Source organism: Paraburkholderia phymatum, assembly GCF_040965635.1.
Lineage (GTDB): Bacteria > Pseudomonadota > Gammaproteobacteria > Burkholderiales > Burkholderiaceae > Paraburkholderia > Paraburkholderia phymatum_B.
Map to the genome: position 1 here is coordinate 97,199 of NZ_JBFRCH010000003.1, position 24,915 is coordinate 122,113.

General features: G+C 63.9%; 20 protein-coding genes and 2 pseudogenes. 9 read left to right on the top strand and 13 right to left on the bottom strand.

Going from position 1 to position 24,915, the window contains the following annotated elements:
• Window positions 1–154: 154 nt before the first annotated feature.
• Entirely contained in the window at window positions 155–496 is a 342-nt protein-coding gene (locus AB4Y32_RS07040; RefSeq protein WP_368720639.1) for an NIPSNAP family protein, read from the bottom strand.
• Window positions 497–963: 467 nt separating this feature from the next.
• Between AB4Y32_RS07040 and AB4Y32_RS07045 the strand changes: the two genes are divergently transcribed.
• The 5 genes from AB4Y32_RS07045 to AB4Y32_RS07065 all read left to right on the top strand — a co-directional run bounded on the left by AB4Y32_RS07045 (window position 964) and on the right by AB4Y32_RS07065 (window position 5,803).
• Window positions 964–2,355, top strand: a complete 1,392-nt coding sequence (locus AB4Y32_RS07045) for a sigma-54 dependent transcriptional regulator (RefSeq protein WP_368720640.1) — start codon at window positions 964–966, stop codon at window positions 2,353–2,355.
• Window positions 2,356–2,557: 202 nt separating this feature from the next.
• Window positions 2,558–3,817, top strand: coding sequence for a patatin-like phospholipase family protein (locus tag AB4Y32_RS07050; protein WP_368721071.1), 1,260 nt, complete (start codon window positions 2,558–2,560; stop codon window positions 3,815–3,817).
• A 131-nt stretch (window positions 3,818–3,948) separates the two neighbouring features.
• Window positions 3,949–4,422, top strand: a complete 474-nt coding sequence (locus AB4Y32_RS07055; RefSeq protein ID WP_368720641.1) for a nuclear transport factor 2 family protein — start codon at window positions 3,949–3,951, stop codon at window positions 4,420–4,422.
• 164 nt (window positions 4,423–4,586) lie between these two features.
• Window positions 4,587–5,441, top strand: coding sequence for a 2OG-Fe(II) oxygenase (locus AB4Y32_RS07060; RefSeq protein WP_368720642.1), 855 nt, complete (start codon window positions 4,587–4,589; stop codon window positions 5,439–5,441).
• A 152-nt stretch (window positions 5,442–5,593) separates the two neighbouring features.
• A complete protein-coding gene (locus tag AB4Y32_RS07065) occupies window positions 5,594–5,803 on the top strand; it encodes a hypothetical protein (protein ID WP_368720643.1) in 210 nt (69 codons plus the stop codon).
• A 179-nt stretch (window positions 5,804–5,982) separates the two neighbouring features.
• Here the strand turns inward: AB4Y32_RS07065 and AB4Y32_RS07070 are convergent, their stop codons facing one another.
• The gene (locus AB4Y32_RS07070; RefSeq protein ID WP_368721072.1) at window positions 5,983–6,414 is read right to left on the bottom strand and encodes a PleD family two-component system response regulator; all 432 of its coding nucleotides are present in this window, start codon (window positions 6,412–6,414) and stop codon (window positions 5,983–5,985) included.
• A gap of 404 nt (window positions 6,415–6,818) precedes the next feature.
• Between AB4Y32_RS07070 and AB4Y32_RS07075 the strand changes: the two genes are divergently transcribed.
• Together AB4Y32_RS07075 and glgX are read left to right on the top strand one after the other, a co-directional pair.
• The gene (locus AB4Y32_RS07075) at window positions 6,819–8,456 is read left to right on the top strand and encodes a sensor histidine kinase (RefSeq protein ID WP_368720644.1); all 1,638 of its coding nucleotides are present in this window, start codon (window positions 6,819–6,821) and stop codon (window positions 8,454–8,456) included.
• Window positions 8,457–8,586: 130 nt separating this feature from the next.
• Window positions 8,587–10,758 carry a glycogen debranching protein GlgX gene (gene glgX, locus AB4Y32_RS07080; RefSeq protein ID WP_368720645.1) on the top strand — a complete coding sequence of 724 codons (2,172 nt, stop codon included), beginning with the start codon at window positions 8,587–8,589 and terminating at the stop codon, window positions 10,756–10,758.
• Window positions 10,759–10,833: 75 nt separating this feature from the next.
• Here glgX and AB4Y32_RS07085 read toward each other — a convergent pair.
• The 3 genes and pseudogenes from AB4Y32_RS07085 to AB4Y32_RS07095 all read right to left on the bottom strand — a co-directional run.
• A pseudogene (locus AB4Y32_RS07085) lies at window positions 10,834–11,961 on the bottom strand (glycosyltransferase); the annotation flags it as partial.
• Window positions 11,962–12,059: 98 nt separating this feature from the next.
• Complete coding sequence (locus AB4Y32_RS07090; protein ID WP_368720646.1) at window positions 12,060–12,647, bottom strand: BPSL1445 family SYLF domain-containing lipoprotein; 588 nt, start codon at window positions 12,645–12,647, stop codon at window positions 12,060–12,062.
• A 225-nt stretch (window positions 12,648–12,872) separates the two neighbouring features.
• Complete coding sequence (locus tag AB4Y32_RS07095; protein ID WP_368720647.1) at window positions 12,873–13,340, bottom strand: response regulator; 468 nt, start codon at window positions 13,338–13,340, stop codon at window positions 12,873–12,875.
• Window positions 13,341–13,689: 349 nt separating this feature from the next.
• Here AB4Y32_RS07095 and AB4Y32_RS07100 point away from each other — a divergent pair, with 349 nt between their 5' ends.
• The gene (locus tag AB4Y32_RS07100) at window positions 13,690–15,213 is read left to right on the top strand and encodes an amino acid racemase (protein WP_368720648.1); all 1,524 of its coding nucleotides are present in this window, start codon (window positions 13,690–13,692) and stop codon (window positions 15,211–15,213) included.
• A gap of 227 nt (window positions 15,214–15,440) precedes the next feature.
• On the opposite strand, the gene AB4Y32_RS07105 is transcribed toward AB4Y32_RS07100, so the two are convergent.
• From AB4Y32_RS07105 to AB4Y32_RS07115, 3 genes and pseudogenes are all read right to left on the bottom strand, one after another.
• Window positions 15,441–15,791, bottom strand: a complete 351-nt coding sequence (locus AB4Y32_RS07105; RefSeq protein ID WP_368720649.1) for a hypothetical protein — start codon at window positions 15,789–15,791, stop codon at window positions 15,441–15,443.
• Window positions 15,779–16,054: pseudogene (locus AB4Y32_RS07110) on the bottom strand (alpha/beta fold hydrolase); the annotation flags it as partial. The gene AB4Y32_RS07105 and the pseudogene AB4Y32_RS07110, both read right to left, overlap by 13 nt.
• A 220-nt stretch (window positions 16,055–16,274) precedes the next feature.
• The gene (locus AB4Y32_RS07115) at window positions 16,275–18,173 is read right to left on the bottom strand and encodes an AI-2E family transporter (protein WP_368720650.1); all 1,899 of its coding nucleotides are present in this window, start codon (window positions 18,171–18,173) and stop codon (window positions 16,275–16,277) included.
• A 412-nt stretch (window positions 18,174–18,585) separates the two neighbouring features.
• On the opposite strand from AB4Y32_RS07115, the gene AB4Y32_RS07120 reads away from it, so the two are divergent.
• Complete coding sequence (locus AB4Y32_RS07120; protein WP_368720651.1) at window positions 18,586–20,130, top strand: MocR-like pyridoxine biosynthesis transcription factor PdxR; 1,545 nt, start codon at window positions 18,586–18,588, stop codon at window positions 20,128–20,130.
• Between the two features lie 60 nt (window positions 20,131–20,190).
• Here AB4Y32_RS07120 and AB4Y32_RS07125 read toward each other — a convergent pair whose 3' ends face one another.
• The 5 genes from AB4Y32_RS07125 to benA form a co-directional block, all read right to left on the bottom strand.
• Entirely contained in the window at window positions 20,191–20,934 is a 744-nt protein-coding gene (locus AB4Y32_RS07125) for an NAD-dependent epimerase/dehydratase family protein (RefSeq protein WP_368720652.1), read from the bottom strand.
• Between the two features lie 164 nt (window positions 20,935–21,098).
• Window positions 21,099–21,878 (bottom strand): 1,6-dihydroxycyclohexa-2,4-diene-1-carboxylate dehydrogenase, encoded by a 780-nt coding sequence (locus AB4Y32_RS07130; RefSeq protein WP_368720653.1) that lies wholly within the window; start codon window positions 21,876–21,878, stop codon window positions 21,099–21,101.
• 5 nt (window positions 21,879–21,883) lie between these two features.
• Window positions 21,884–22,918, bottom strand: a complete 1,035-nt coding sequence (gene benC / locus AB4Y32_RS07135; RefSeq protein WP_368720654.1) for a benzoate 1,2-dioxygenase electron transfer component BenC — start codon at window positions 22,916–22,918, stop codon at window positions 21,884–21,886.
• A gap of 72 nt (window positions 22,919–22,990) precedes the next feature.
• Window positions 22,991–23,494, bottom strand: a complete 504-nt coding sequence (benB, locus tag AB4Y32_RS07140) for a benzoate 1,2-dioxygenase small subunit (protein WP_368720655.1) — start codon at window positions 23,492–23,494, stop codon at window positions 22,991–22,993.
• Window positions 23,491–24,888: a benzoate 1,2-dioxygenase large subunit gene (benA, locus tag AB4Y32_RS07145; protein ID WP_368720656.1), complete on the bottom strand. Its 1,398-nt coding sequence runs from the start codon at window positions 24,886–24,888 to the stop codon at window positions 23,491–23,493. The genes benB and benA overlap by 4 nt, the downstream gene beginning before the upstream one ends.
• Window positions 24,889–24,915: the final 27 nt, after the last annotated feature.

Consider the following 24,915-nt stretch of genomic DNA (forward strand, 5'->3'; position numbering starts at 1 on the left):
ATGCGGCGCCGGGAGCCACCACGTTTCGACTAAAAAATAAAACGACAGCGGCGGGGCGCTATAAGTTCCGCAAACGGCGACCCAGCGCGCGTCGGAGCGTGCAATGCGCGCTTTGGGTGCTTATGTATAAGCGTGGCGCGGACGCATCCGCATATCAGCCTTTGCCGGCGTGCGCGGGCTTGCCGAGCGTGCCGTCGACGGCTTCCGTGAAGGTCCGTTCTTCGCGCAGGATGAAGCGCTTCGCCTGCGCCATGCGGAAGTTCTCGGCCGCTGCCGGATCGGTGCGCAGCCGCGCGCGATATGCTTCGTAGGCGGCGAGGCTGTCGAACGCGACGAGACCCCACCCGATGTCGTTGGTGCCTTCGTGCGGCAGAAAATAACCGATCAGATGGCCGCCGCAGCGTGGAATGATTTCGCGCCAGTTCTCGGCGTACTGTCTGAACGCGTCACGTTGAAAAGGATCGATCTGATAGCGGATGAAACAGGTGAGCGTCATGGGGATTCCTGTCGATGTCGTGGGTTCGTTGGCCGCTTGAAACGGGACTTGCGGCGGCATGACAGCAAGTATCCGCGACGCGTGTCGCGCGATGTTTCAGGCTGGCTCGAAGTGTCGATGGCTGTTCGACGGCGGCTGGGTGATGGTGTGAATGGGTGTGGATGGGTGTGGATGTCCAGCAGCCTCAGATTTTTAAGTGTGCTTTTCCTTCATGCGTCCGTGACGCGACCAGCAGGTATGCCTCTCCAGCAGATCGTCGGCGATTACATGGCAGACTGACGATCGCTTGCGTCGGTGGCGATGCGCGTGATGGTTTACCCGCCTAAAGTCAAAAAAACATGTGCCGATAAGAAAGTCGAATGGATCGTCGACGATCGGGCATCGGTTCGCGATGACGGTGCATGTAGTATGCGCACACCGGGTAGCGTCCTTGTCGTCCGGACGCAGGCGCGCGCGAAGGGGGAAGTATGGATGTGCGGCGATTGATCTACCTGTCGGCGAAACCCAGCGCGGAAATCCGTCAATTCTTCGAGCAATGCGACTGGGAAGTGAAACCGGTCAAGTCGGTGAAGGAGGTGACGAAGGCGCTCGACGGTTTCGATGCGGCGGGTGGGCTAATCGATCTTGCAGCAGGATTGCCGCTTCACGAAATCGAGGCGCTCGATGCGTGCCTGGCGATGCCGGATATCGGCTGGGTCGCGATCGTATCGCCGGGGCAACTCGCCGATTCGACGATGCGCCGGCTCGTGCGCGACTACTGCTCCGACTACGTGACCGTGCCCGTCGTCCCCGAACGGGCCGTCAGGGCCGTCGGGCATGCGCGCGGAATGGCCACGCTCGCGGGCGCGCCGCAACGGGCGCCCGTTCATCACGTCACGGAAGGCGATATGATCGGCTCATGCGAGTCGATGCAGGCGCTGTTTCGGTCGATCAAACGGGTGGCGTCGACGGATGCGCCCGTGTTCATCGCCGGCGAATCGGGAACAGGCAAGGAACTGACGGCCGCCGCGATTCATCAACGGTCTTCCCGCCACGACGCTCCGTTCGTCGCGATCAATTGCGGCGCCATATCGCGCGAGCTGGTGCAGTCGGAGCTGTTCGGTCACGAACGCGGCGCGTTTACGGGCGCGGCGCAACGCAGGATAGGGCGCGTCGAGGCAGCGAGCGGCGGCACGCTGTTTCTGGACGAAATCGGCGATCTTCCGCTGGAAAGCCAGGCCAGCCTGCTGAGGTTTCTACAGGAACGCAAGATCGAACGACTCGGCGGGCAGGAATCGATCGACGTCGATGTGCGGTTCATCTCGGCGACGCACGTCGATCTCGATGCAGCCATCGCCGCTGGGCGCTTCAGGCACGACCTCTATCATCGGCTGTGCGTGCTGCGCATCGTCGAGCCGCCGTTGCGCGAGCGAGGCCGCGATATCGAACTGCTCGCGTTTCATCTGCTCGGTCATTTCCGGCGCGACGCGGGACGACGGCTGCAGGGTTTCGCGCCCGATGCGATGGAAGCCATGCACCGGCACGCGTGGCCGGGAAACGTGCGCGAACTGGGCAATCGCATTCGACGTGCCGTAGTGATGGCCGAAGGCAGACTGATCACGGCGAAGGATCTCGAACTGGATCATCTCGTGGATCAAACGCCCGTGTCGCTGAACGTCGCGCGCGAGGCGGCCGAGCGCATGGCCATCGAACGCGCGCTGCTGCGGCATCGCGGACGCTATGGCGAGGCCGCGCGCGACCTGGGCATTTCCCGCGTCACGCTTTACCGCCTGATGGACGCCTACCGGATGCGCGAGCCGGACAGCGCCGGACTCGACAAACCAGGCAAGGGCCACGACGACCATGGCGAGGCGGATTGACGAAACCGGCGCGCCGGCACGCGTGCTACGCCCGTGCGGACAGCGGGAATCGGCTGCTCGCGGCGCGTCCAGGCGGCCTTGCCCTGATTTCTCCCGTCGCCTCTGTCAAAATGGACAGCGGATTCTTCCGCGAAACCGTTGCTGAACGAGGCTAAAAGCAATGCCCAGCTCAACCAGGCCGAGCCGTGTGAAAAAACCGTCGATGCATGCGGCAGCGCAGGCATCCCGCACGTCCGCGCGCCCGCGTGAAGCGGTTGCCGGCGAGACGTCCGCGCATCCCGCGATCGATGCGCAGATCGTGCTCGTGCTGCAAGGCGGCGGCGCGCTCGGCGCGTATCAGGCGGGCGTATACGAGGCGCTGCACGACGCAGGGATCGAGCCCGACTGGGTGATCGGCACGTCGATTGGCGCGATCAACGGCGCGATCATCGCGGGCAATCGCCCGGAAGACCGGATGAATCGTTTGCGCGCGTTCTGGGAGCGCGTCACGTGGAAGGGCGTTGCAGACGATCACAACGCCTGGCTGTCGGCCTTCGCGCCCGCGTGCGCTGCGACGAACCTTCCCGCGTATCTGACGGCCGCATGGAGCGCGTGGGCCGCGTGGATGCCGGGCTACGAGCAATGGCTGCGCAATCTGTCGATCATGTCAAAAGGCATTCCGGCGTTCTTCACGCCGCGCGCCGATGCGTGGCTCGGCATGCAAGTGCCCGTCGGCCTGGAGCACGCCGCGTTCTATCGCACGGAGCCGTTGCGCGAGACGCTCGCGTCATTGATCGACTTCGGTTGTCTGAACGCCAAGGCAACGCGGCTGACGGTCGGCACGGTCGGCGTCGGCAGCGGGCAGATGCGCTATTTCACCAACCGCGACGAACCGCTCGACGTGCAGCACGTGATGGCGTCGGCTGCATTTCCGCCGGGCTTTCCGTCCGTGCGCATCGACGGCGAGGCGTACTGGGATGGCGGCATCTATTCGAACACGCCGCTCGAAGCAGTGCTCGACGACCGGCCGCGCCACAGCTCGGTGATCTTCACCGTGCAGTTGTGGCCCGCGCATGGCGACGAGCCCGCATCGATCCACGAAGCAATGAGCCGGCAGCGCGACATCCAGTATTCGAGCCGCGCCGAGAGCCATCTCGAACGGCAGCGGCAGATTCACCGGCTTCGCCACGTGATCCGCGAACTGGGCAAGCATCTGCCTGAAAACGAACGCGATACGAAGGCCGTCCAGGAACTGCTCGGCTGGGGCTGCGGGACGACGATGCAGGTGATCGAGCTCGACGCGCCGAGCTTCGGCGGCGACGAGCTGCACAAGGACATCGACTTTTCGGCGGACGGCATCAAGCGGCGCTGGCAGGCGGGCTACGCGGACGCGCAACGGATGATCGAACGCTCGCCGTGGAGCGCGGAGCCGGACCCAATGGAGGGCATATCGATTCATCGCTCGGAGCCGCAGACGGCGTGAACCGCGCGTTGTGCAGGAGCGATGAGCGGCGATGAGCGATGGCGGCACGTCGGAAACATTGCGCAAAGGAATCGGCGTGATGTACCTTGAATGAAGGCATCGGCAGACGGGACGTCCACGACAAGAACGACATGACTCATCCGAATGCGGCATTGATCGAACGGTTCTACGAGGCGTTCCAGCGGCTCGACGTCGACGCGATGGCGGCCTGCTATGCGTCCGACGTGACGTTCAGCGATCCCGTCTTCGGCGAGCTGCATGGCGCCGAAGTGTCCGACATGTGGCGCATGCTGGTGTCGCGCGCAGAGGAGTTGACGCTTGCTTTCAGTCACGTCGTTGCCGATGATGCAGGCGGCAGCGCGCACTGGGTCGCGAGCTATGTATTCAGCCAGACGGGCAGGACGGTCGTCAATCCCGTCGATGCGCGCTTCGTGTTCCGCGACGGGCTGATCGTCGAGCATCGCGATCGCTTCGATCTGTGGCGCTGGGCGAGTCAGGCGTTGGGCGCGAAGGGCGCGCTGTTCGGCTGGACGCCGTTCGCGCACAACGCGATCCGCGCGCAGGCCAGACGTGGGCTGGCTGCGTGGCGTGCAAGGCATGCGTGAAGGGGCACGGTGGGAGCAGGCGGGGAGCATGAAGGGCGCGGGAAGCGCCCCTGATGGGCACGCGGACCGCGTGCATGCGCGGCGCAATGCAGGCATCGCGCCGCTGGGTATGCGTGGTATTCCGTTTGCGAAGCAGGCAGAACGAACGACATAGCGAGGCTCGAATGCAAGTCGTGGATGCTGCATGGCAGGAATGGCTCGCGACCAATGTGCGTCGCGGGTGCACGCAGGAATCGATGGTCGACGCGATGGTGCAGGCGGGTTTCGACGCATCGGCGGCGCGCGAGATCGTGGGCCGCGCGGCCGCCGAAAACAGCGTGGAGGCCGAGGCCGTCAAGCCATCGGACGGCGAGCGCGCCTATGAATACGATGCGTGCCCCGTCGCCGCGGGCAATATCGTGCGCACGCACGACCGCGACGTGCCCGTGGTGCTGCGCGTCGATCGCCCGCAGGTGATCGCGTTCGACGACGTGCTGTCGGGCGACGAATGCACGGAGCTGATCGAGCGCGCGCGAAACAGGCTGAAGCGCTCGACGACCGTCAATCCCGACAGCGGACAGGAAGACGTGATCACGCTGCGCACCAGCGAGGGCTTCTGGTTTCAGCGCTGCGAGGACGCGTTCATCGAGCGGCTGGACCGCCGCATCGCCGAGCTGATGAACTGGCCGCTCGAACATGGCGAGGGCCTGCAGATCCTGCACTACAGGGCGGGCGGCGAGTATCGGCCGCACTTCGACTACTTTCCGCCCGCGCAATCGGGCAGCGCACTGCATACGGCGCGCGGCGGCCAGCGGGTCGCGACGCTGATCGTCTATCTGTGCGATGTCGAGGGCGGCGGCGAAACGGTGTTTCCGGACGCCGGCATCACCGTGATGGCGCGACGGGGTGGCGCCGTCTACTTCCGCTACATGAACGGACGCGGGCAACTCGATCCGCTGACGCTGCACGGCGGCGCGCCCGTCACGGGCGGTGAGAAGTGGATCATGACCAAGTGGATGCGCGAACGCGCGTACGTGTAGGTGCGGTCCGGCGCGTGCGTCTCTTCGCGCGCGCGTAAAAAAGAATCAGGAATGGCGTGTGCTCATTGCGGCGTGTCGACGCGCGGGTATCCGGCGTTCGACGCGACGCGTGAGCGCCGTCCCGACTGGAAAAAGAACTCGGGGGACCAACGATGGACAACTATCAGCTGGAAAGCGAGTTGCACCACCTCGAACGCGTGCTCAGCCATATGGCCGCTGAGCATCGGTTTCCGCTCTCGTACTGGCGCACCCGGCTGAACACCGTGCTCGCGGCGCCGCTGGTGCCTTCGCAGCGCACACGTGCGCGCAAGCTCGACGGCATGCTGCGCACGCTCGAGACTCGCGCGCCGGAGATCGGCTGACGGCGCGTTCGATCGAGCGAGACGATGCAACACACGGAGCGTAAGAGGACCAGGCGTGGGCCGTATTGCGACGCGGCCCGTTTCAGTTCGGTATGTTTATCCTCTCGTGCGTATCGAAGCACGCTCGCGCTCATGCACGAGAAGGACGCCGGATCGCGTCAAAAGCAAAAGATGATGGGCTAGTTCAACGGCGCGCTGTCCGAGATCGGCGAAGCGGCATCGCTTGCATGCTCGCGGCCGAGCAGCAGATCGACTTGCCCGAGCAGGATCTCGCGCGCAACGGGCTTGTGCAAGGTGCACTCGCATTTCAGATCAGTGGGGATATCCGGCGAAGCGCTCCACAGGATCACGGGCATGCCGTCGAGTCCGGGATCGCTCTTGAGCGTGCGGCACACTTCGGCGCCGTTCATCTCCGGCATCATCAGGTCCGTGATCACGAGTGCGGGATGCACGCGCTGCGCCAGTTCGACGCCCTGGCGGGCATTGAAGGCCGTGAGCACGTGAAAGCCCTCCAGTTCGAGCAGGAGCGCCCATGCAATCAACAGATCCGGCTCGTCGTCGATGAGCAGGATGGTAGGAAGTCGGCTGTCCGATATCGCGTTCGAATCCATGTACACAGGCAAGCTTCTTACTCGCAGACCGGAATCCGGCGCATGCGATGTGTCATCGTTTAATTGATTCCCGCGCACGCACGGCGCGTGCCACTCACATGACAGGTTCATTCGAGTGACCGCATGGTCATCGCGCAGCAACGAAGCAGATGCGTCGTCGCCAAGGCGGGCGCGGCTTCCGGACGTTTCGACCCTGTCGGCGGATGGGCGCGAAGCGGCATGAGTACTGTTGCAGTGGAGGGTCGCGCGTCGCAAAAATTATCGGATGCGTTGTAAGTTCTGACTCGCGGCGATGTCGATATTTACCGCGACATGCCTGTGAGTTTCAATCACGGTATGCGATATGCGTCACGCGGTGCTTTACGTCGGGTCCAATGGTGTCGTTTCAGGTAGACTCTAGGGCTATGGACAGACTATCCAGCCGATCGCACACGGTCATCTCCGTCGACGCCACGCAGGTATTCGAACTGTTGCCCGATGCGTGGCTCATCCTCGACGAGCGGTGCGAGGTCGTGGCCGCGAACGCGCGTTATCGCGAGATGCACGGTGTCACGCTGTCCGATATCCAGGGCCGTTCGATCCACGACATCAATCAGGTCGGCCCGCAATCGCAGCGGGAATTGCGCCGCAGCTGGCTCGATTCGCTGCTAGCCGGTCTCGTGCCTGGCGAGCCACGTCTTTCTTCGTTGATCCGTTATGACACACCTGCGCCGAACGGGAGCGACGACGCGCTGACGCCGCGCTACTGGCAGGCGCGCGCGTCGATGATCGAGCCGAGCGACGGTCATGCGCTGCTGATCGCGATGTGCCTGATGGACGTGACCGAATCGCTCGCGATCACCGAACGCGATCAACGCGAGCGCGAGAAGCTGCGTTCGCAGGTGCTCCGACGTCAGGTGCTGGTCGACGAAGCGAATGCGGAACTGCGCATGCATCGCGAGCAGTTGCGCCAGGCGCTCGAGTTCGCGCATGTCGGCGCGTGGGAGCTCAATTCGGCGACAGGCGCGATCGACGCCACCGAGCAATGCAAGATCAATCTCGGCCTTTCGGCATCCGACGAGCTGACCGAGAAGCGCCTTTTCGACGAGTTGATCGACGTCGCCGACCGCGCGCGCGTGAAGGACGCGATGCAACGCGCGCTTGCGCGACGCGAGCACTTCGAAGTCGAGTTCCTTGTCACGTGGCCCGACCTCACTGTGCGCTGGGTGCTGCTGCGCGGGCTCGGCCGTCATCATGCGGACGACACGCTGAAGTCGATCGTCGGCTTTACGCTCGATATCACGTCGCGCAAGGAGGCCGAGCTCGAGCAGCGCGCGATCGCGGAATCGGAAAAGCGCGCACGCAAGCATAGCGATGAAGCGGCGCGCGCGATGGATCGTTTCGTCACCGCTGTGAGCCACGAATTGCGCTCGCCGCTCGGCGCGATTCTTTCGTGGACGACGCTGCTGCAACGTGCCGCCGATCATCCCGCACACGTGATGCGCGCCGCCGGCGTGATCGAGCGCAACGCGCATCAGCTTGCGCATATGGTCGACGATCTGCTCGACAGCGGCGCGATCGCGACGGGCAAGCTGTCCGTTAATCTTCAGCCCGTCGATCTTGGCGCGCTTGCAGGCAACGTCGCCGAGGACATGCGCATGTCGGCGGAAGCAAAAGGGCTGCGCTTCGTGGTCGGCGAGCTTGCGCCGTGCGTCGTGATGGCCGACGAAAGCCGGATGAAGCAGGTCGCGTGGAATCTGCTGTCGAATGCAGTGAAGTTCTGCGCGCAGGGCGAAATCGAGTTGAGCGTGACGGTGAAGGGGCAGCAGGTCGAACTGTCCGTGCGCGATACGGGCTCCGGCATCGAGCCCGATGCGCTGACGCGCATTTTCGAGCGCTTTCGCCAGGTCGATCCAGAAAGCGGCGGGCGCGTCGCGGGGCTGGGTCTCGGGCTGTGGCTAGTCAAGCATCTCGTCGATCTGCATCACGGCTCGGTCGTGGCCGAGAGCGAAGGGCGCGGTACGGGTTCGACGTTCAGAGTGACGCTGCCGCTCTATCGTTGACAACGTCGTCGAGCGAAACGCGTAGAAGTGCGTTAGCGTTCGTCCACAGGTACATCGATTGCTGCTCGCAGCGCTGCCGCCTCGCATGCAGCATGCGCCGCGCCCGTTCAATTCGCCTGAGGAACACAACATGCCGATCGATTCCCGCATTGCCGAGGGCCTGCCTTTTCCGCTCGGCGCGACATGGGACGGCAGGGGCGTCAATTTCGCGCTCTTCTCCGCAAATGCAACGAAGGTCGAGTTGTGTCTGTTCGACGACAAGGGCAAGAAGGAACGCGAACGCATCGAACTGCCCGAATACACCGACGAAGTGTGGCACGTGCATGTCGCCGGATTGAAGCCGGGCACTGTCTATGGCTATCGCGTGCATGGTCCGTATGAGCCCGAGGCCGGTCATCGTTTCAATCCGAACAAGCTGCTGCTCGATCCGTATGCGAAGGCGCATGAGGGCGCGTTGCGCTGGGACCCGTCGCTATTCGGCTATACGCTGGAATCTGAGGACGACCTCACATTCGACGAGCGCGACAGTGCGCCTTTCATGCCTAAGTGCCAGGTCGTCGATCAGACGTTCAACTGGACGCATCCCACTCGCATCCGCGTGCCGTGGGATCGCACGATCGTCTACGAGACGCACGTGCGCGGTTATACGAAACGTCATCCCGGCGTGCCCAAAGCGATGCGCGGCACCTTCGACGGTCTCGCGCAAAAGGCCGTGATCGACCATATCAGGCGCATCGGCGTGACGACGATCGAACTGCTGCCCATTCATTCGTTCGTCAACGATCAACATCTGCTCGACAAGGGGCTCACCAACTACTGGGGTTACAACACGATCGGCTTTTTCGCCGCCGATCCGCGTTACTTCGCGCGCGGCCCCGGCGCGGTCGACGAGTTCAAGGCGATGATCGACAGCCTGCACGACGCCGGCCTCGAACTGATACTCGACGTCGTGTACAACCACACGGCCGAAGGCAACGAGCGCGGGCCGACGCTGTCGTTTCGCGGCATCGACAACGCGTCGTACTACCGGCTCATGCCTGAGCAGAGCCGTTACTACATCAACGATACGGGCACGGGCAACACGCTGAACCTGTCGCATCCGCGCGTGCTGCAGATGGTGACGGACAGTCTGCGTTACTGGGTCACGGAGATGAACGTCGACGGCTTCCGCTTCGATCTCGCGACCATTCTCGGACGCGAGCCGTATGGGTTCGACGAAGGCGGCGGCTTTCTCGACAGTTGCCGGCAGGACCCGATCATCTCCAGCGTGAAGCTGATTGCCGAGCCGTGGGATTGCGGGCCGGGCGGCTATCAGGTGGGCGGTTTTCCGCCGGGCTGGGCCGAATGGAACGACCGCTTTCGCGACACGGTGCGCGCGTTCTGGAAAGGCGACGAGGGCATCGCCGCCGATCTCGCGACGCGCTTCACCGCATCGGGCGACTTCTTCAACCGGCGCGGCAGGCGTCCGTGGGCCAGCGTGAACTTCATCACCGCGCACGACGGCTTCACGCTCAACGATCTCGTGTCGTACAACGAGCGGCACAACGAAGCGAACGGCGAGGACAACAACGACGGCCATAGCGACAATCGTTCGTGGAATTGCGGCGTCGAAGGGCCCACCGACGATCCGGAAGTGATCGCGTTGCGCGAGCGCCAGAAGCGCAACATGCTCGCGACGCTGCTGTTTTCACAAGGCACGCCGATGGTGCTCGCCGGCGACGAATTCGGCCGCACGCAGATGGGCAACAACAACGCGTATTGCCAGGACGATGAGATCAGCTGGGTCGACTGGAAGGGCATCGATGACAATGGCCGCGCGCTCACCGGATTCGTGCGCAAGCTCACGACGCTGCGCCATGCGTTGCCTGTATTGCGGCGCAATCGCTTTCTCACGGGCGAGATGCGCGAGGACATCGGCGTGATGGACGTGAAGTGGCTGAGTCCCGCGGGCGTCGAGTTGACGGGCGACCAATGGGACGATGCGACGATGCGCTGCTTCGGCCTCGTGATCGACGGCCGCGCGCAGGCGAGCGGCATCCGCAAGCCCGCATCCGACGCGACCTTGCTGCTGGTCGTCAATGCGTATCACGATGTCGTCGACTTCACGCTGCCTGAGATACCGGGCAGCGATCAATGGAGCTGCATGATCGATACGAACGCGCCCGAGCGAGACGAACTGCCGGACTTCGAATCAGGCGATGTCTATCAGGTGACGGGGCGCTCGATGCTGCTGTTCGCGCTGCACGCGAAGGGCGAAACGCAACGGATCTTCGATCGGCTGGAAGAACGGCTGACGGGCTAGGGTCTGTCTCACGGCCATATCAGCGACGGGCGAAGCAAGCCGAACATCGAAGCCCGTCGCTGACATGTCAGGCATTCACGCACTGCGCGCAACCGTCTCCTGCGATGCAGCCGCGCCGTTCGCCCAGCCCGTCTGCGCGTTGGCGGCTTGCGTGCCAGCATTCGCGCGACGCTGCGCGGAAGCGGCGGCCACGACATCCACATCGACGCGCGGTTGCGCCGGACGTGCATCCGTCAATGCGCCATACAGTTTCAGATACGCGTGCACCGGCTTGCGCCAGCTGAAATCGCAGCGCATCGCGTTGCGCTGTAGCGCGTGCCACGACGATGGCCGCATGAACGCGTCGAGCGCGCGTCGCAGCGCGCCCGCTACACCTTCCGGTGTTTCGCCGTCGAACAGAAAGCCCGTCGCGCCGTCTTCGGGCAGGCCGAGTTCGGGCGAGCGCTCGGGCGTGTAGTCGACGATCGTGTCGCGCAGCCCGCCGACGCGCGATGCCACAGGAATCGTGCCGTAGCGCAGCGCATACAGCTGCGTGAGACCGCACGGCTCGAAGCGGCTGCCGTGCAGCAGGATGTCGGCGCCTGCGTGCAGCATGTGCGCGCGCGCTTCGTCATAACCGATATATGCACCCACGCGCTGCGGCCACGCGGACGCAAGCTTGCGCATCGCCGCTTCCAGGTTCGCGTCGCCCTTGCCGAGAATCGCCACTTGCAGGCGCGGGTGGCGCGCAAGCATCAAGGGCAGCGCTTCGGCCACGACGTCCGCGAGCTTTTGCGACGTGAGGCGGCTGCCGATCGCGACGAGCGGCGCGAACGGATCGACGCTCAGGCCGAACGTTTGTTGCAGATCGCGCTTGCAGGCCTGCTTGCCGCGCACGTCGTCGATGGAGTAGGGGCGCGCGATCAGCGGATCGGTCGCGGGATTCCACGTGTTGCCGTCGATGCCGTTCGTGATGCCCGACAGCTTATGCGCACATGCGTGCAGCACGCCTTCCATCAGATGACCGAAGCGCGGCGTGAGGATTTCGCGGTAGTTTTCGCTGACGGTCACGACCTGCTGCGCGTGCACGATGCCCGCCTTCATCATGCTGAGCGCGCCATAGAACTCGATGCTGCGCGGGTCCGACAGCGCGGGCACGAGCAGTTCCGGCGGCACGCCCATCCAGCTGCCGAGCGCAAGCGGAATGTAAAACACGCCTTGAAAATGGCGCTTTTTTACAGAGGCGCTTTACGAACTTCGGCAGCGCCGCGAAGTTGCGGGGCGCGTTGCACGCCCCGCAAGGACGTGCTCAGACTCAAATATCAGATGTCGAGCCGCGAGATCTTCGCGCCTTCGAGCGATACGCCCGCCATCAGTCCGGCGTTGGTCAGCACGAACGCCTGAACAGGCGCCGTGGCCGTCGTCGAGTCGATGTTGCCGTTCGCGCCGATCTTCACGAGCGCGACCGTCGCATCGCCGCCGACCGACCAGCCCTGGCTGTTGCGGAAGCGATCGAGCGCATCCTGTGTCATGAAGAGGAAGATCACGCCCTTCGACTGCGCCCCGATCTGCAGGCCGAATGAGCCGGCTGCTGTGCTGTAGTAGCCGACCGTCTGTCCGCCGACACGCAATGCGCCCTGGCCGTACTGTGCGCCGATCCAGAAGCCCGCCTGCACGACTGAAGGGAACACGAGCACGCCGCGCGCTTTAGAGACGAGTTCACGTGAGCCGTGCACGCTCGTATAGAGCCGCGACAACGTTTCATCGACGCTCGCATTGATCGCTCTGCGCTTGTCCGCGTTACTGCTTGCCGTCGTGGAGTTCGAAGGCGTCGTCGTGCAGCCGGCGAGCGCCAGGCTGCCGGCGGCGAGCGCGGCACCCGTGCTGAACATGAAAATTCTTCTATGCATTTGAGTTCTCCTGTCTGTCAACGCAAAGTCCGCCGGTTTGCGCCTCCCTGGGTGCATCACCGCCGCCGATGAGGGTCGCGAAACCCTTGATGGGCAAGGACTAACCATATGACAGCAGTTCGTGTGCCCGCATTGCACCACAGCGTTCGATGTCGCGAGCGGCGGGGCGTCATCAGACCTGCACGGTATGAACGCGTTCGACGAACGGCGCGACGTGTGTACGAATTACACGCCGTCGCTTCGCTGTGCGTTATCGGATTCGGACACGGCGCGCTTCAACAAAGCGAGCAGGCGTTGCGGCGTCAGCGGCTTGGCGCAATGCGCGTCGAAGCCCGCTTCGCGCGCTCGCTCGCGGTCGGACTGCGATGCGTAGCCGCTGCACGCGATCAGCAGCATGTGCGAGGTCGACCGCGTCGCGCGCAGACGGCGTGCCAATTCGAGTCCGTCGACGCCCGGCATCGCGATATCGAGCACGACGGCAAACGGCTGCCATTCAGCCGCGAATTCGCAAACGTTCCCAGCGCCATGCATTGCGCGGCATTCGAAGCCATTGGCGTAAAGCAGCAATTGCAGCGCATCGGCGGCATCCGCGTAATCGTCGACGACCAGTACGCGCCGGTGATTGGACATATGCGTTGGAATCGGCCGCCATTGCAATACATCTTCATTGTCACGCGGGTTTTTCGTAGCCATCCCGTTGATCTCCACTCCCCAAGGCTCCGAATTGAGCAAGGGCCGGACCCGGGACGCGAAGTGTTTTCAAACGCATTCAACGCCTTTAATTGACAATTGCGGCGCCCGCTTAGGGTTAACCACTGGATTGGTGAGGCGAACATAATCGCCGCACGCTAATGCGAAGGAGTAAACGTAAAGCGTGTTGTTTATAAGTCTGCGATCGGCTTTATTCATGCGACATAAACGGTGATTCGGATTTATATTCCGAATGGCGCGACAAATTGCGGATTCGAATAGAGCACCGGCACCACGCGCAATGCGATTGCCGGAATGCGTGCCTCCAATAGAACAATCAAGCGAGGGCTTAATGAAACCATCGTCTGTTATTGGACGGCGCGCGTTCGGCATCGTCGGCGGCGCCGCGCGTCTCGCAAGTGTGGACCTGCTGCGCAAGATGCATTGCGCGAATTCGGCCGCACGTCACTTTCAGCCGCTAGATATTGCCGTCGAGCGCGGCGCGAGTGGCAAGCGCTGCGAGCCCTATCCACCTGTTGCCGGTTCTGCGGAACACAAGCTGCGCACATTCGACGCGATTCGCGATTTCGAACGGCGCGGCGTGCTGGCCGTAGCGCTGCCGTGTTTCGAGAGCCATCTGTTCATCGACGAATTGCAGGCGAACACGAGCGTCGCCGTGATCGATATGGTCGCTGCGCTCTTTGCTCATATCCGGCGGCGTTTCCCGTTCGCTCGGCGCGTCGGCGTGCTGACCTCGCCGCTGATGTGCGAGCGGCGGCTCTTCGAGCGCTACGGCGCCCGCGTGGGTATCGACGTGGTCAGCGTAGGCATTAAGGACGCGGGCGCGCTACGCGCCGCTTGCGATGCGCTGATTGCGCAGGACGTCGACGTGCTGTTGCCGGCCACGACCGATAGCGCGTTATCGGTGCAACGGCTCGGCGCGCTTGCGGTGCCGATCGTCGACTCGTATGCGGCCTACGCGCAGCATCTGATTACGGCCGATCATTGCAAGCCGGCGCGCCAGGTCACGCTCGGCGTCGTCGGCGGAGTGGGTCCCGCCGCGACCGTCGACTTCATGCACAAGGTCGTGCGCAATACGCCCGCCGTGCGCGACCAGGAGCACATCAAGATCATCGTCGAACAGAACCCGCAGATTCCCGATCGCACCGATCATCTGATGGGCAATGGCATGGACCCGACGCTCGCGCTCTATGCGACTTGCCGGAAACTCGAAGACGGCGGCGCCGATGTGATCGCGATTCCATGCAATACCGCACATGCGTTCATCGTGCCGATCGAAGCGCGCTTGCGCGTGCCCATCGTCAGCATGATGAGCGTGACGGCCGATCATCTGCGAACGACATTTCCCGCCGTCGAGCGTATCGGGCTGCTCGCAACCGACGGCACCCTTGCGAGCGGCGTGTATCGAGTCGCGCTCGAAGCGCGCGGACTGACTCAGGTCTTGCCGTCCGCCGCGATGCAGGCACGGGTGGCCAATGCAATCTACGGGACGCGCGGCGTGAAAGCGGGCTTCACGAGCGGCGAGTGCGTCGACGATATCATCGCCGCCATCGAGAGCCTGCTGTTGCAGGAAGTCGAAGTCATTCTGCTGGCGTGTACGGAATTGCCGCTGCTCTTTCCGCAAGCGGCTACGATTACGCGCAGAGGCCGCACCGCGCATCTCGTCGATCCGACTGACGTGCTGGCGAAATGCTGTGTCGAGTTCGCTTTAGGCAAGCCGATCGGCGAGCCGATTGCAAAGCAGGCGAAAGCGCCCCTGGAACGCGTGCCCGTCGAATATGCGGCATTAGCCGCGCGGGCCGAAAGAGGCACGGCACTTAATGCTGGAGTTCTTTTAAGCACAATTGCATCGTGACTCGCGTAGTTGCTTTTCCTTTCTTGCCGCTTTCCATAAACGAATCGGGTGAATTGTTAATTGTTCTTTGCGAACGTTTCACAATACTTTCTTGATTCGACGTCAGACTCTGCTCTCTTCTCTTGCACGCGTAGAAGAGCAGAGCACAGCAGCGCAAGCTCGACCCCGGCATCGTCCGCGATGCCGGGGTCTTTTTTTGTTGTCACTTGCGCGCGGACAGAACGGACTCAGATGAGCGGCAGCGTTTGACGTTGCAGCGTCGGCTTCATGATGGGCGTGAGCGCGTCGAAGATGCGCTTGCCTTGCTCTTCATCGATCAGGCCGCCGAGCAGCGAGCGAAAGCGTGGCTCTTCGACGCCCGACACGATGTACTGCCAACGATACGCGTCAAGCATCGCCGCCTCCGCGTCCGCGATTTCGGCGCGCATCAGCGTGCGGCCCATGTGCTCGCAGAAGTACCCGGCATCTTCTTTCGCCTGGATTTGCGCGAGTCCATCGACGCCCGCCACCAGTGCGATCAGGTCGTCGACGGCGGCGTCGCGTTCGGGCTTGCCGAGATTCGCGTCTCGTGCTTCCACGCATCGAACGAAATATCCGCGACGTCGTGATCCGACAGGCCGCAGCCGCGCTGGTCATAGCGGATCAACGTGTGTTCGCGGCACAGCTCGGCAATCGTGTGATGCCAGACGGGGCTGCCGAGATCGAATTCCAGATGGCTCAGCCAGTTTGCGGCCCTGACAATGGGTGGTCCCTTGCCCGTCGTCGCATACGCGATGCGCACGCCGTCGCGGGCCGTGCACAGCCTTATCTGTTGCCTGCAATGCGGGGCGGACGCGGACATGGGCCTCCCGGCAGCGAATGACGAAAGCTTGCGATCAATGCAACGCGCGCTTTCATTCAGCCTATACCCGCAGGGATTTTTTGCCGCATGAACATGCGGACAAACGACGCTTCATCGACAGAAACACGCCGAACGTATGAAGCGCGTGATGCGTTGCGAAGTCACATGACGAACCGAACGAACCGAACGAACCAGGCGGACTGAGCAGGGAGCGGCCCGTTCATGCGCCGATGCTGCCAGCTGACTTCTCGACGAGCGGCGCGGCCATCGCGCAGGCGGCCCGCACGCATTGATTGACGAGATCGCCGAATGCGTTCGCGTTGTGCGTGCCGTTCAACACGCCCACTTGATCGACGCGCTCCGATTGTCCGCCGATACCGACGATCAGTTGTGCGCCGGGCGCGCGATCGCGAATGCGCCGCAACAGATTGCGCAGATACGGCGGTGCTTCGGGCGCATCGAGCGTGACCACGCAGATGATCGTCGCGCCATCGACGCCGAGCGTATCCGCGTGTCCGCGCCTGAAGTGCGCGTAATTCGTCAGCACGGGTGCAAAGCCGCGGCGCGTCAGCAATTGCAGCGCGATGGCCGTCGTGACTTCGTCGAATGCGCCGCGGCCCGCCACGCACACGATGCGTTGCGCGGCGGCGTCTTCGGGCAGCACGGCGGGCAGCGCATCGAGCGCATTCGGATCGGGCTTGTGCTCGGGCAAGCCTTCGAACTGCTCGAGGTTCTCGACGATATCGACCAGCGTCTCGTTCATCCGCGCGAGCTGCTCGGGCGCGAACACGCCGCGCAGCGCATCGTTACGCGCGAGCCGCAAGCCTTCGCGCGCGACGTCGTCGTAGTAGCGCGTGAGCGGCATCTCCTTCAGGAAGCGGTCGGCCTGCACGATCGCTTCGTGCGGGTCGTCGGCGAGCAGCCGTTGATAGAAATTCTGCGCGGGCGTGAGCGCGGGCTGATCGCCGAGCAGCACCGTCAGGAACTTCAGGCGCTCCGCATAGCGACCCAGCGTGACGAGGCACAACGTGAGGGGCGTCGACAGCACGAGGCCGATGGGCCCCCACAGCCAGCTCCAGAAAATCGCCGCGACGACGACGGCAAGCGGCGAAAGTCCCGAGCGATTCCCATACAGCAGCGGCTCGACGATCTGGCCGGCAATGACATCGACGGACACGAACAGCACGAAGGTCAACACCGCCATCGTCCATTGCGGCTGGATCGCGGCCGCGAGAATCATGGCGAGCAGCCCCGCGATCCAGGTGCCGATATACGGCACGAAACGCAACAGCGCTGTCAGCACGCCGAACAGCAGCGCACCCGGCACGCCGATGACCGCAAGTCCGATCGCGATCGTCGCGCCCGCGCCGAGGTTCACGCCGAGTTGCGCCACGAAGTAGCGCGACAGACGGCTCGCGGCATCGTTGATCGCAGTGGTCGTGCGGTGCAGATCGCGCGCGCCGAACAGGCGTATCAGCCGGTCGCGCAGATCTTCGCGCTGAAACAGGATGAAGATCGTCACGACAAGCACGATGAACATCGTCTCCAGCGGCCCGACGACAGGCGAGAACACGCGCTGTGCGACCTGTAGCGGCGACGGAATGGGCTCGTGGACCTCGACGGGCAGTGGCGCCGCGACTGTGGGCTTTTGCGAGCGGCCTGGCTCGTGAGGCGGCGCGGGACGTTCGGGCGCGACACGCGCGAGCGCGGACGCGGCGCGCGTGAGGAGCGCATCGGCGCGTCCGACCGTTTTCTCCTGCACGGTCTCGACCTTGCGCTCGATGGCCGCCTGATATTGCGGCAGCGAGCTCGCGAGCTGCGCGACCTGCGCGCCGATCAGCGTGCTGACGGCAAGCAGCGTGACGAGAGCCGTCAGCACCGCGACGAAGATCGACGGCAATTGTCCGAAATGAAACCGGCGCAGCAGCCCGACGAGCGGCGCGAGCAAAAAGCTCAGCAGCACCGCGAGCGTGATGGGGATCAGCACCTCGCGCCCAAAGTACAGCCCGCATACGACGACCACGAACGTAACCACCGACGTGAGGCCATGCAGCCCGGGTGTTCCCGATGGGTAGACCCGGTTGGCGGAAGGCCGTTGTGGAGTGAGGGGCAGTTTCATGAGGTGGTCGAAAGAGTGCGCGGCGCGCGGCTCGCAGCAGGCTTGTGCTGCAGGACAGCCTGGCTTTGCAAGTCGATGCGCGAGCGCGGTGTGCGGTACAGCTTCACCGTCCGCGCAATCGATGCGCGGCGGTAGCTTGCCTGGGCGTTGCCTGACACGGTTGTTCTCGGCATGTTCGTCTGTCGGCGGGTGGCGCGCGCCATTGGTGGGCCTGCAATGCAAAGCAAGAGGCAGGCCGGGCGGAAAAGTGCGTCTGGTGCGCTTTCGCCGACTATTACAGTTTATCAATTGCGCGACGCGCTTTTGTCTGACGTAGGGAATCGTTGTGTCGGCATAATGCTGGAATTGGCTTGGTCGAATTCGCGTTTCATCGATCAGACATTGAGCCATTTACGCAAGGAGTCACATCGAAATGCGTCGCGCAACCGAAATCGACATCGCGCTACACGCTCGGCCCGACGGCATGCCGCTGCAGCGCTGGCTGTACGGCGAACTGCGCGCGGCGATTCTGGACGGGCGGCTCGCACCGGGCGCGCGCCTGCCCCCGACCCGCGATCTGGCCACGCGACATCGCGTGTCGCGCGGCACGGTGCTGGGCGTGTTCGCGCAACTCGCGGCCGAGGGTTATCTGTCGGGTGCTGTCGGACGCGGCAGTTTCGTCGCGAGCGAATTGCCGGATGTGCGACTCGAGTCAGCACCGGATGCGGCGCCGGCTTTGGCGAGCACGCGGGCCGTTCGTCGAGCGGCGAATACACGCGCATCCAGCGATGTCGTCGGCAACGCAGGCATCGGTTTGTCCGCGCGCGGACGGCTGCTCGCGCGCAGTGCGTTTGCCGTCGACGGACGCTCGTTCCCGGCGCGCGCGTTTCGTCCGAGCCAGCCCGATCTGCAGTCGTTTCCGTTCGCGCTGTGGGCGCGTGTCGCCGCGCGCCGCTCGCGCCAGTCGAACCGTTCGATGCTCGCGGACGGCGAGGCGCAAGGCTATGCGCCGCTGCGCGAGGCAATTGCGGCACACGTGCGCGTGACGCGCGGCATCGCCTGTTCGGCGGATCATGTCGCGATCGTCGGCAGCGTGCAGCAGGTGCTCGATCTGTCCGGGCGGCTATGGCTCGATCCCGGCGACACCGTGTGGATGGAAGACCCCGGCTATCCGGGCGCGCGTCTGCTGTTCGAAGCAGCGGGCGCGCGCATCGCCGCCGTGCCCGTCGATACGAACGGCATCGATGTCGCGGCGGGCCGTCAACTCGCGCCGCGCGCGCGGCTCGCTTACGTGACGGCGGGGCGGCAGGCGCCGCTCGGTTCTGCGCTTTCCCTGGAGCGGCGGCTCGCGCTGCTCGACTGGGCGCACGCGCATCGCGCGCTCGTCATCGAGGACGACTACGACAGCGAGTACCGCTTCGAAGGACGTCCGCTTGCCGCGCTCAAGAGTCTCGACAACGCAGGACATGTGATCTATTGCGGCACGTTCAGCAAGCTGCTGTTTCCCGCGTTGCGCATCGCGTATGCGGTGCTGCCCGAGCGTCTCGTCGAGCCGTTCGTCGCGGCGCTGTCGCTGACGAGCCGTCATGTGCCGCACGATCAGCAGGCGACGCTGCACGCGTTCATCGCCGAAGGGCACGCGGGCCGGCATGTGCGTCGCATGCGCGAGCTGTATGGCGAGCGTGCCGACGCACTGCGCGAAGCGGCGCGCCGGCATTGGACGGGGCTGCTCGCATTGCCGCCCATCGTCGCGGGTCTCGATGCGCCCGCGTTTCTGCCCGCCGGCACGGACGACGCGCTCGCCGCCCGTCTTGCCGCCGAAGCGGGCATCGAGACGCGGCCGTTGTCGTCGTACTCGGTGCAGCGCGAAGCGCCTGCGGGTCTCGTGCTGGGCTTCGCGGGCATCGATGCGCTAGAGATCGACGCGGGCGCGAGAACGCTCGCGCGCGTGTTGCAGCGGATGCTGTACCGCACGTGAGACCCGAGCGCGAGAGCGCGCATGTGCCCGTTCAGGGCGTCAGGAGCCTGCGTGCGGCGTTCATCGCTCGACGCCCGCAAGCGGGCGCCGCCAGTTCGCCGACCAGCCGAGTTCGCGCTTCGCTTTCTCCGTCGACACGACGGAATTGTCTTCGGCGATGTTGAACGCGCCGCGTGCGCCGCCTTGCAAGGCGAGCAGCGCCGCGAACGCCGCTGCGTCGACGTGCAGCGGGCTCGCGCCGTGAGCTTGAACGAAGCCCGTGCCCGGGCCATACAGTTGCCCATAGCGCAGCACCGCGCCGGCGAGAGGCGCCTCCAGCACCTGCGTTTCGAGCGACTCGACGCCGCGCACGGTGACGAGCCGGCTGCCTTCCGAATGGGTATCGAGCGGCTGCGTTTCGTCGTGGGGCTGCGTGCCTTCGCGGTACGCCCACGCGATGCTCTGCGCGATGAACTGCGTGCTGCCCGCTGCCAACGCCGCCGCAAGCAGATTGCGGGTGCCTTCGTCGCGAATCCGCGCGTTCCCTGCGAGCGCGCCTGCCATCTTCGAAGGATCGAGCGCGGGCGGCAGGTCGGTCAGCTGATGGATCATGCAGGCAGGCTCGATGCGCATCAGCGCCTCGCCGAGCGCACGCGCATCGAACACGTCGACGACGACGGGCACGGCGCCCGCCCGTTCCAGCCGCGCCGCGCGTTCGGGACTGCGTGTGCTGCCGTAGACGGCATAGCCCGCATCGACGAGCAGCGGCACCAGCGCACTGCCGACGGCACCCGTCGCGCCCGCAAGAAAGACTTTCGTGTTCATCCGGTGATCTCCGTGTAGGCCGGGCTTCGCAGCCCGTCACACGGAGATTACCGATGATAATGGCCTGTAGAAAGAGCCATTATCGACAGAATGTTTGAGCCAATTTCGGCGCTGTGCCGCCACGCAAACGCATCGGACAGCCGCGTTTTTGTGCACGCGAGACGTCAGCCCTGATCGCCGCCGCCCACGGGCAGCACGGTGCCCGTGATGTACGACGCTTCGTCGGATGCGAGAAAGAGAATGGCGCCGACCTGTTCGTCGACCGTTCCATAACGATGCATGAGGCTCGTCGCCTTCGTCTGGTCGACGATGGCCTGGTACCAGAGCGCTTCCTGCTCTGTCTGCTTGTCGGTGTTGCGCGGCACGCGCCGCACAGGTGCATCCGTTCCGCCCGTCGCGACCGCGTTGACACGGATGCCGTCGGCGGCATGTTCGAATGCGAGACTCGCCGTCAGCGCATTCACGCCGCCTTTCGAAGCCGCATACGGCACGCGATAGATGCTGCGCGTCGCAACCGACGAGACGTTGACGATCGCGCCACGCTTGCGCTCGATCATCGAGGGCAGCACCGCGCGGCAGCACCAGAGCGTCGGAAAGAGCGAGCGCCGCACTTCGGCTTCGATCTGCGCTTCCTCGTATTCCTGATATGGCCTCGCCCAGATCGTTCCGCCGACGTTGTTGATCAGCACATCGATGCGGCCGAATGCGTCGAGCGCCGCGTCGGCCAGCTTGCGTGCGCCCGCATACGTTTCCAGATCGGCGATGACGGTGATGCACCGCGCGCCCGGCGCGGAGATTTCGGCCGCCACGTCATGCACGAAATCCGAGCGGTCGCACAGCACGAGCGTTGCACCCTGGCGTGCCGCCGCGATGGCGACGCCGCGCCCGATACCTTGCGCCGCGCCCGTCACGACGACGACTTTTCCTTCGAAGCGTTGATTCATGATGGTCAGGCCGCGTTGGTGGCAGAGAATTTTTCGTAGTGGAAGCTCGCGGGCGTCACGCCGATTTCGCCGAGCCAGCCGCGCACCGCATCGACCATTGCGACGGGGCCGCACAGGTACACATCGACGTCGCCGGCGTTGAGCCATTCGGGCTCGACGTGGGCCGTCACGTAGCCCTTCAGCGGATGGCTGCTAGACGAATCGGCGACACAGGTGCGGTACACGAAGTCTTGCAGCTTGCCTCGGGCCGCATCGAGTTGCGGGAGCGCGACGAGATCGATGTCGTTGGTCACGCCGTACACCATCCGCACCGGCTGCTTCGCGGCGTCTTTCGCAGCGTCCTTCGTGGCCAGCACATCGAGCATCGACAGGAAAGGCGCGATGCCCGTGCCGCCCGCGAGAAAGAGCACGGGGCGCGCCGCTTCGCGCAGATAGAACGCGCCGTAGGGCCCCGAAAACGCCACGCGCTGACCCGGCTGCGCATGGCTGCTCAGATACGTGCTCATCTTGCCTTCGGGCACGTTGCGCACGACGAACGACACGCGCGATTCGCCCGGCGCGGAGCTGAACGAATACGAGCGCGACAGGTCGCTGCCCGGCACTTCGACGTTCACATACTGGCCCGCGAGAAACGACAGCTGATCGGGTGCATCGACGTCGATCGAAAATTCGATCGTCGAATCGGAGAGCTTGCGCACGCTCGCAAGGGTGCCTTCATGACGCGCGACGCCCGTCTTGCACGCAGCCGACGAAGCGGGCACGCGGATCACGCAGTCCGAGCGCGGGCGCGTCTGGCACGCGAGCACATAGCCTTTCGCAGCCTCTTCGGGCGTCAGCGCATCTTCGATATAGCTCGATTCCGGCAGGTCGTACGAGCCCGATTCGCAAAAGCCGCGGCAGGTCCCGCATGCGCCGTCGCGGCAATCGAGCGGAATGTTGATCTTCTGCCGATAGGCGGCATCCGACAGCGTTTCGTTGTCGCGACACGTGATGAAACGCGTGACGCCGTCTTCGAACTGAAGTGCAATGCGATGTTCCATGGACTGCTCCTGACTTTCCTGTGCTGCTCGCGTCTTGTGGTCGACTCGTGGCGGATCGCGAAATGCGCGCGCTCAGATGTGATAGACGTCGATCACCTGATTGATGTAGTCGTTCTTCAACACGACGTACTTGTTCAGAATCTGCGGTGAATCGCCGTTGAAATCGATCACGTAGCGCGACATGCCGAAATAGCTGTAATTGGTCTTGTAGCGATGGCTCAGCGTGTGCCAGTTGAAACGCACCGTGCAGACGCCGTTGTCTTCGCTTTCGAGTTCGACATTGCTGATGTTGTGGCTCGTGCGCGTGTCGGGAATCGTCGCGCTCGAGCGCTCGGTCTTGATGCGGAACACGCGGTCTTCGAGGCCCTGGCGGCTCGGGTAGTAGATCAGCGAGATCTCGCGTTGCGGGTCGGTGATCAACTGATCCGTGTCGTCCCACGAGGGCATCCAGAAGACGACATCCGGGTGATACAGATCGAGCCACTCGTCCCATTGCTCGTCGTCGAGCAGACGCGCTTCGCGGTAGAGAAACGCTTGAATCTCTGCAAGCGTCGGCGCTGTGATGGTCGTGCTCATGCCGCGCTCCTTTCCGCGCTTTTCCCTGCACCGGCTTGCATTTCCTCGGCGAGCGCGCTGCGGATCGTCTCCACCCAATAGCGGTGCTGGATCGTGTAAAGCCCTTCGTCTTCCGTCTTCACGCCGCTCAAAAGCGGCTTGAGGCCGATCTTTTGCGCGCCTTCGTCGGCACCTTCGATCCAGTGCGTCGAGCCGCGGCACATGTCGTTCCATTCGACGGCGCGCGCAGCATAGCCTTGCTGGCAGGCGCGGAATTCTTCGAGGTCGTCGGGCGTCGCCATGCCGCTTACGTTGAAGAAGTCTTCGTACTGGCGAATGCGGCGCGCGCGTGCTTCATCGGATTCGCCTTTGGGCGCGATGCAATAGATCGTCACTTCCGTTTTATTCACCGACAGCGGCTTCAGCACGCGAATCTGCGAGCCGAACTGATCCATCAGATACACGTTCGGATAGAGGCACAGGTTGCGCGAGTTCTGGATCATCCAGTCGGCCGTCTCGCTGCCGCAGCGCGCGGCGAACTCGTCGCGGCGGGTGAAGTTCGGACGGTCTTCGGGATTGGCCCAGCGCGACCACAGCAGCATGTGGCCATGTTCGAACGCATAGAAGCCGCCGCCCTGACGGCCCCAGCCGCCCGCATCCATCGCGCGGATCTTGTCTTCGGCCGCGTTCTTTTCCTTGCGGTGACTGGTCGTCGCCGCGTAGTTCCAGTGCACGGCCGACACGTGATAGCCGTCCGCGCCGTTTTCCGCGGTCAGCTTCCAGTTGCCTTCATACGTATACGTCGACGAGCCGCGCAGCACTTCGAGCCCATCTTCCGACTGGTCGACGATCATGTCGATGATGCGCGCCGCTTCGCCCAGATACTCGGCAAGCGGCTTCACATCGGGATTCAGGCTGCCGAACAGCAAGCCGCGATAGTTTTCGAAGCGCGCGACTTTCTTCAGATCATGCGAGCCCTCGTGATTGAAGCACTCGGGATAACCCGCTTCTTGCGGGTCTTTCACCTTCAGCAGCTTGCCGCTGTTGTTGAAGGTCCAACCGTGGAACGGGCAGGTGAACGTCGCCTTGTTGCCGCGTTTGTGGCGGCACAGCATCGCGCCGCGATGCGTGCACGAATTGACGAGCGCGTTGAGTTCGCCCTGACGGTTGCGCGTGATGACGATGGGCTGGCGGCCCATCGTCGTCGTGAAGTAATCGTTGTTCGACGGAATCTGGCTTTCGTGCGCGAGATAGATCCAGTTGCCTTCGAAGATGTGCTGCATCTCGAGTTCGAACAGCGCTTCGTCCGTGAAGGCGCTGCGGTGCAGGCGGTAGTCGCCGCGCGCCGGGTCTTCGACCAGATAGTCGTCGATGTGCTTGAGCTTCGGACTGCGGTCCGGGTAGATGGGGATCATCGGATGTCTCCTGCAACGGGGTTGCTG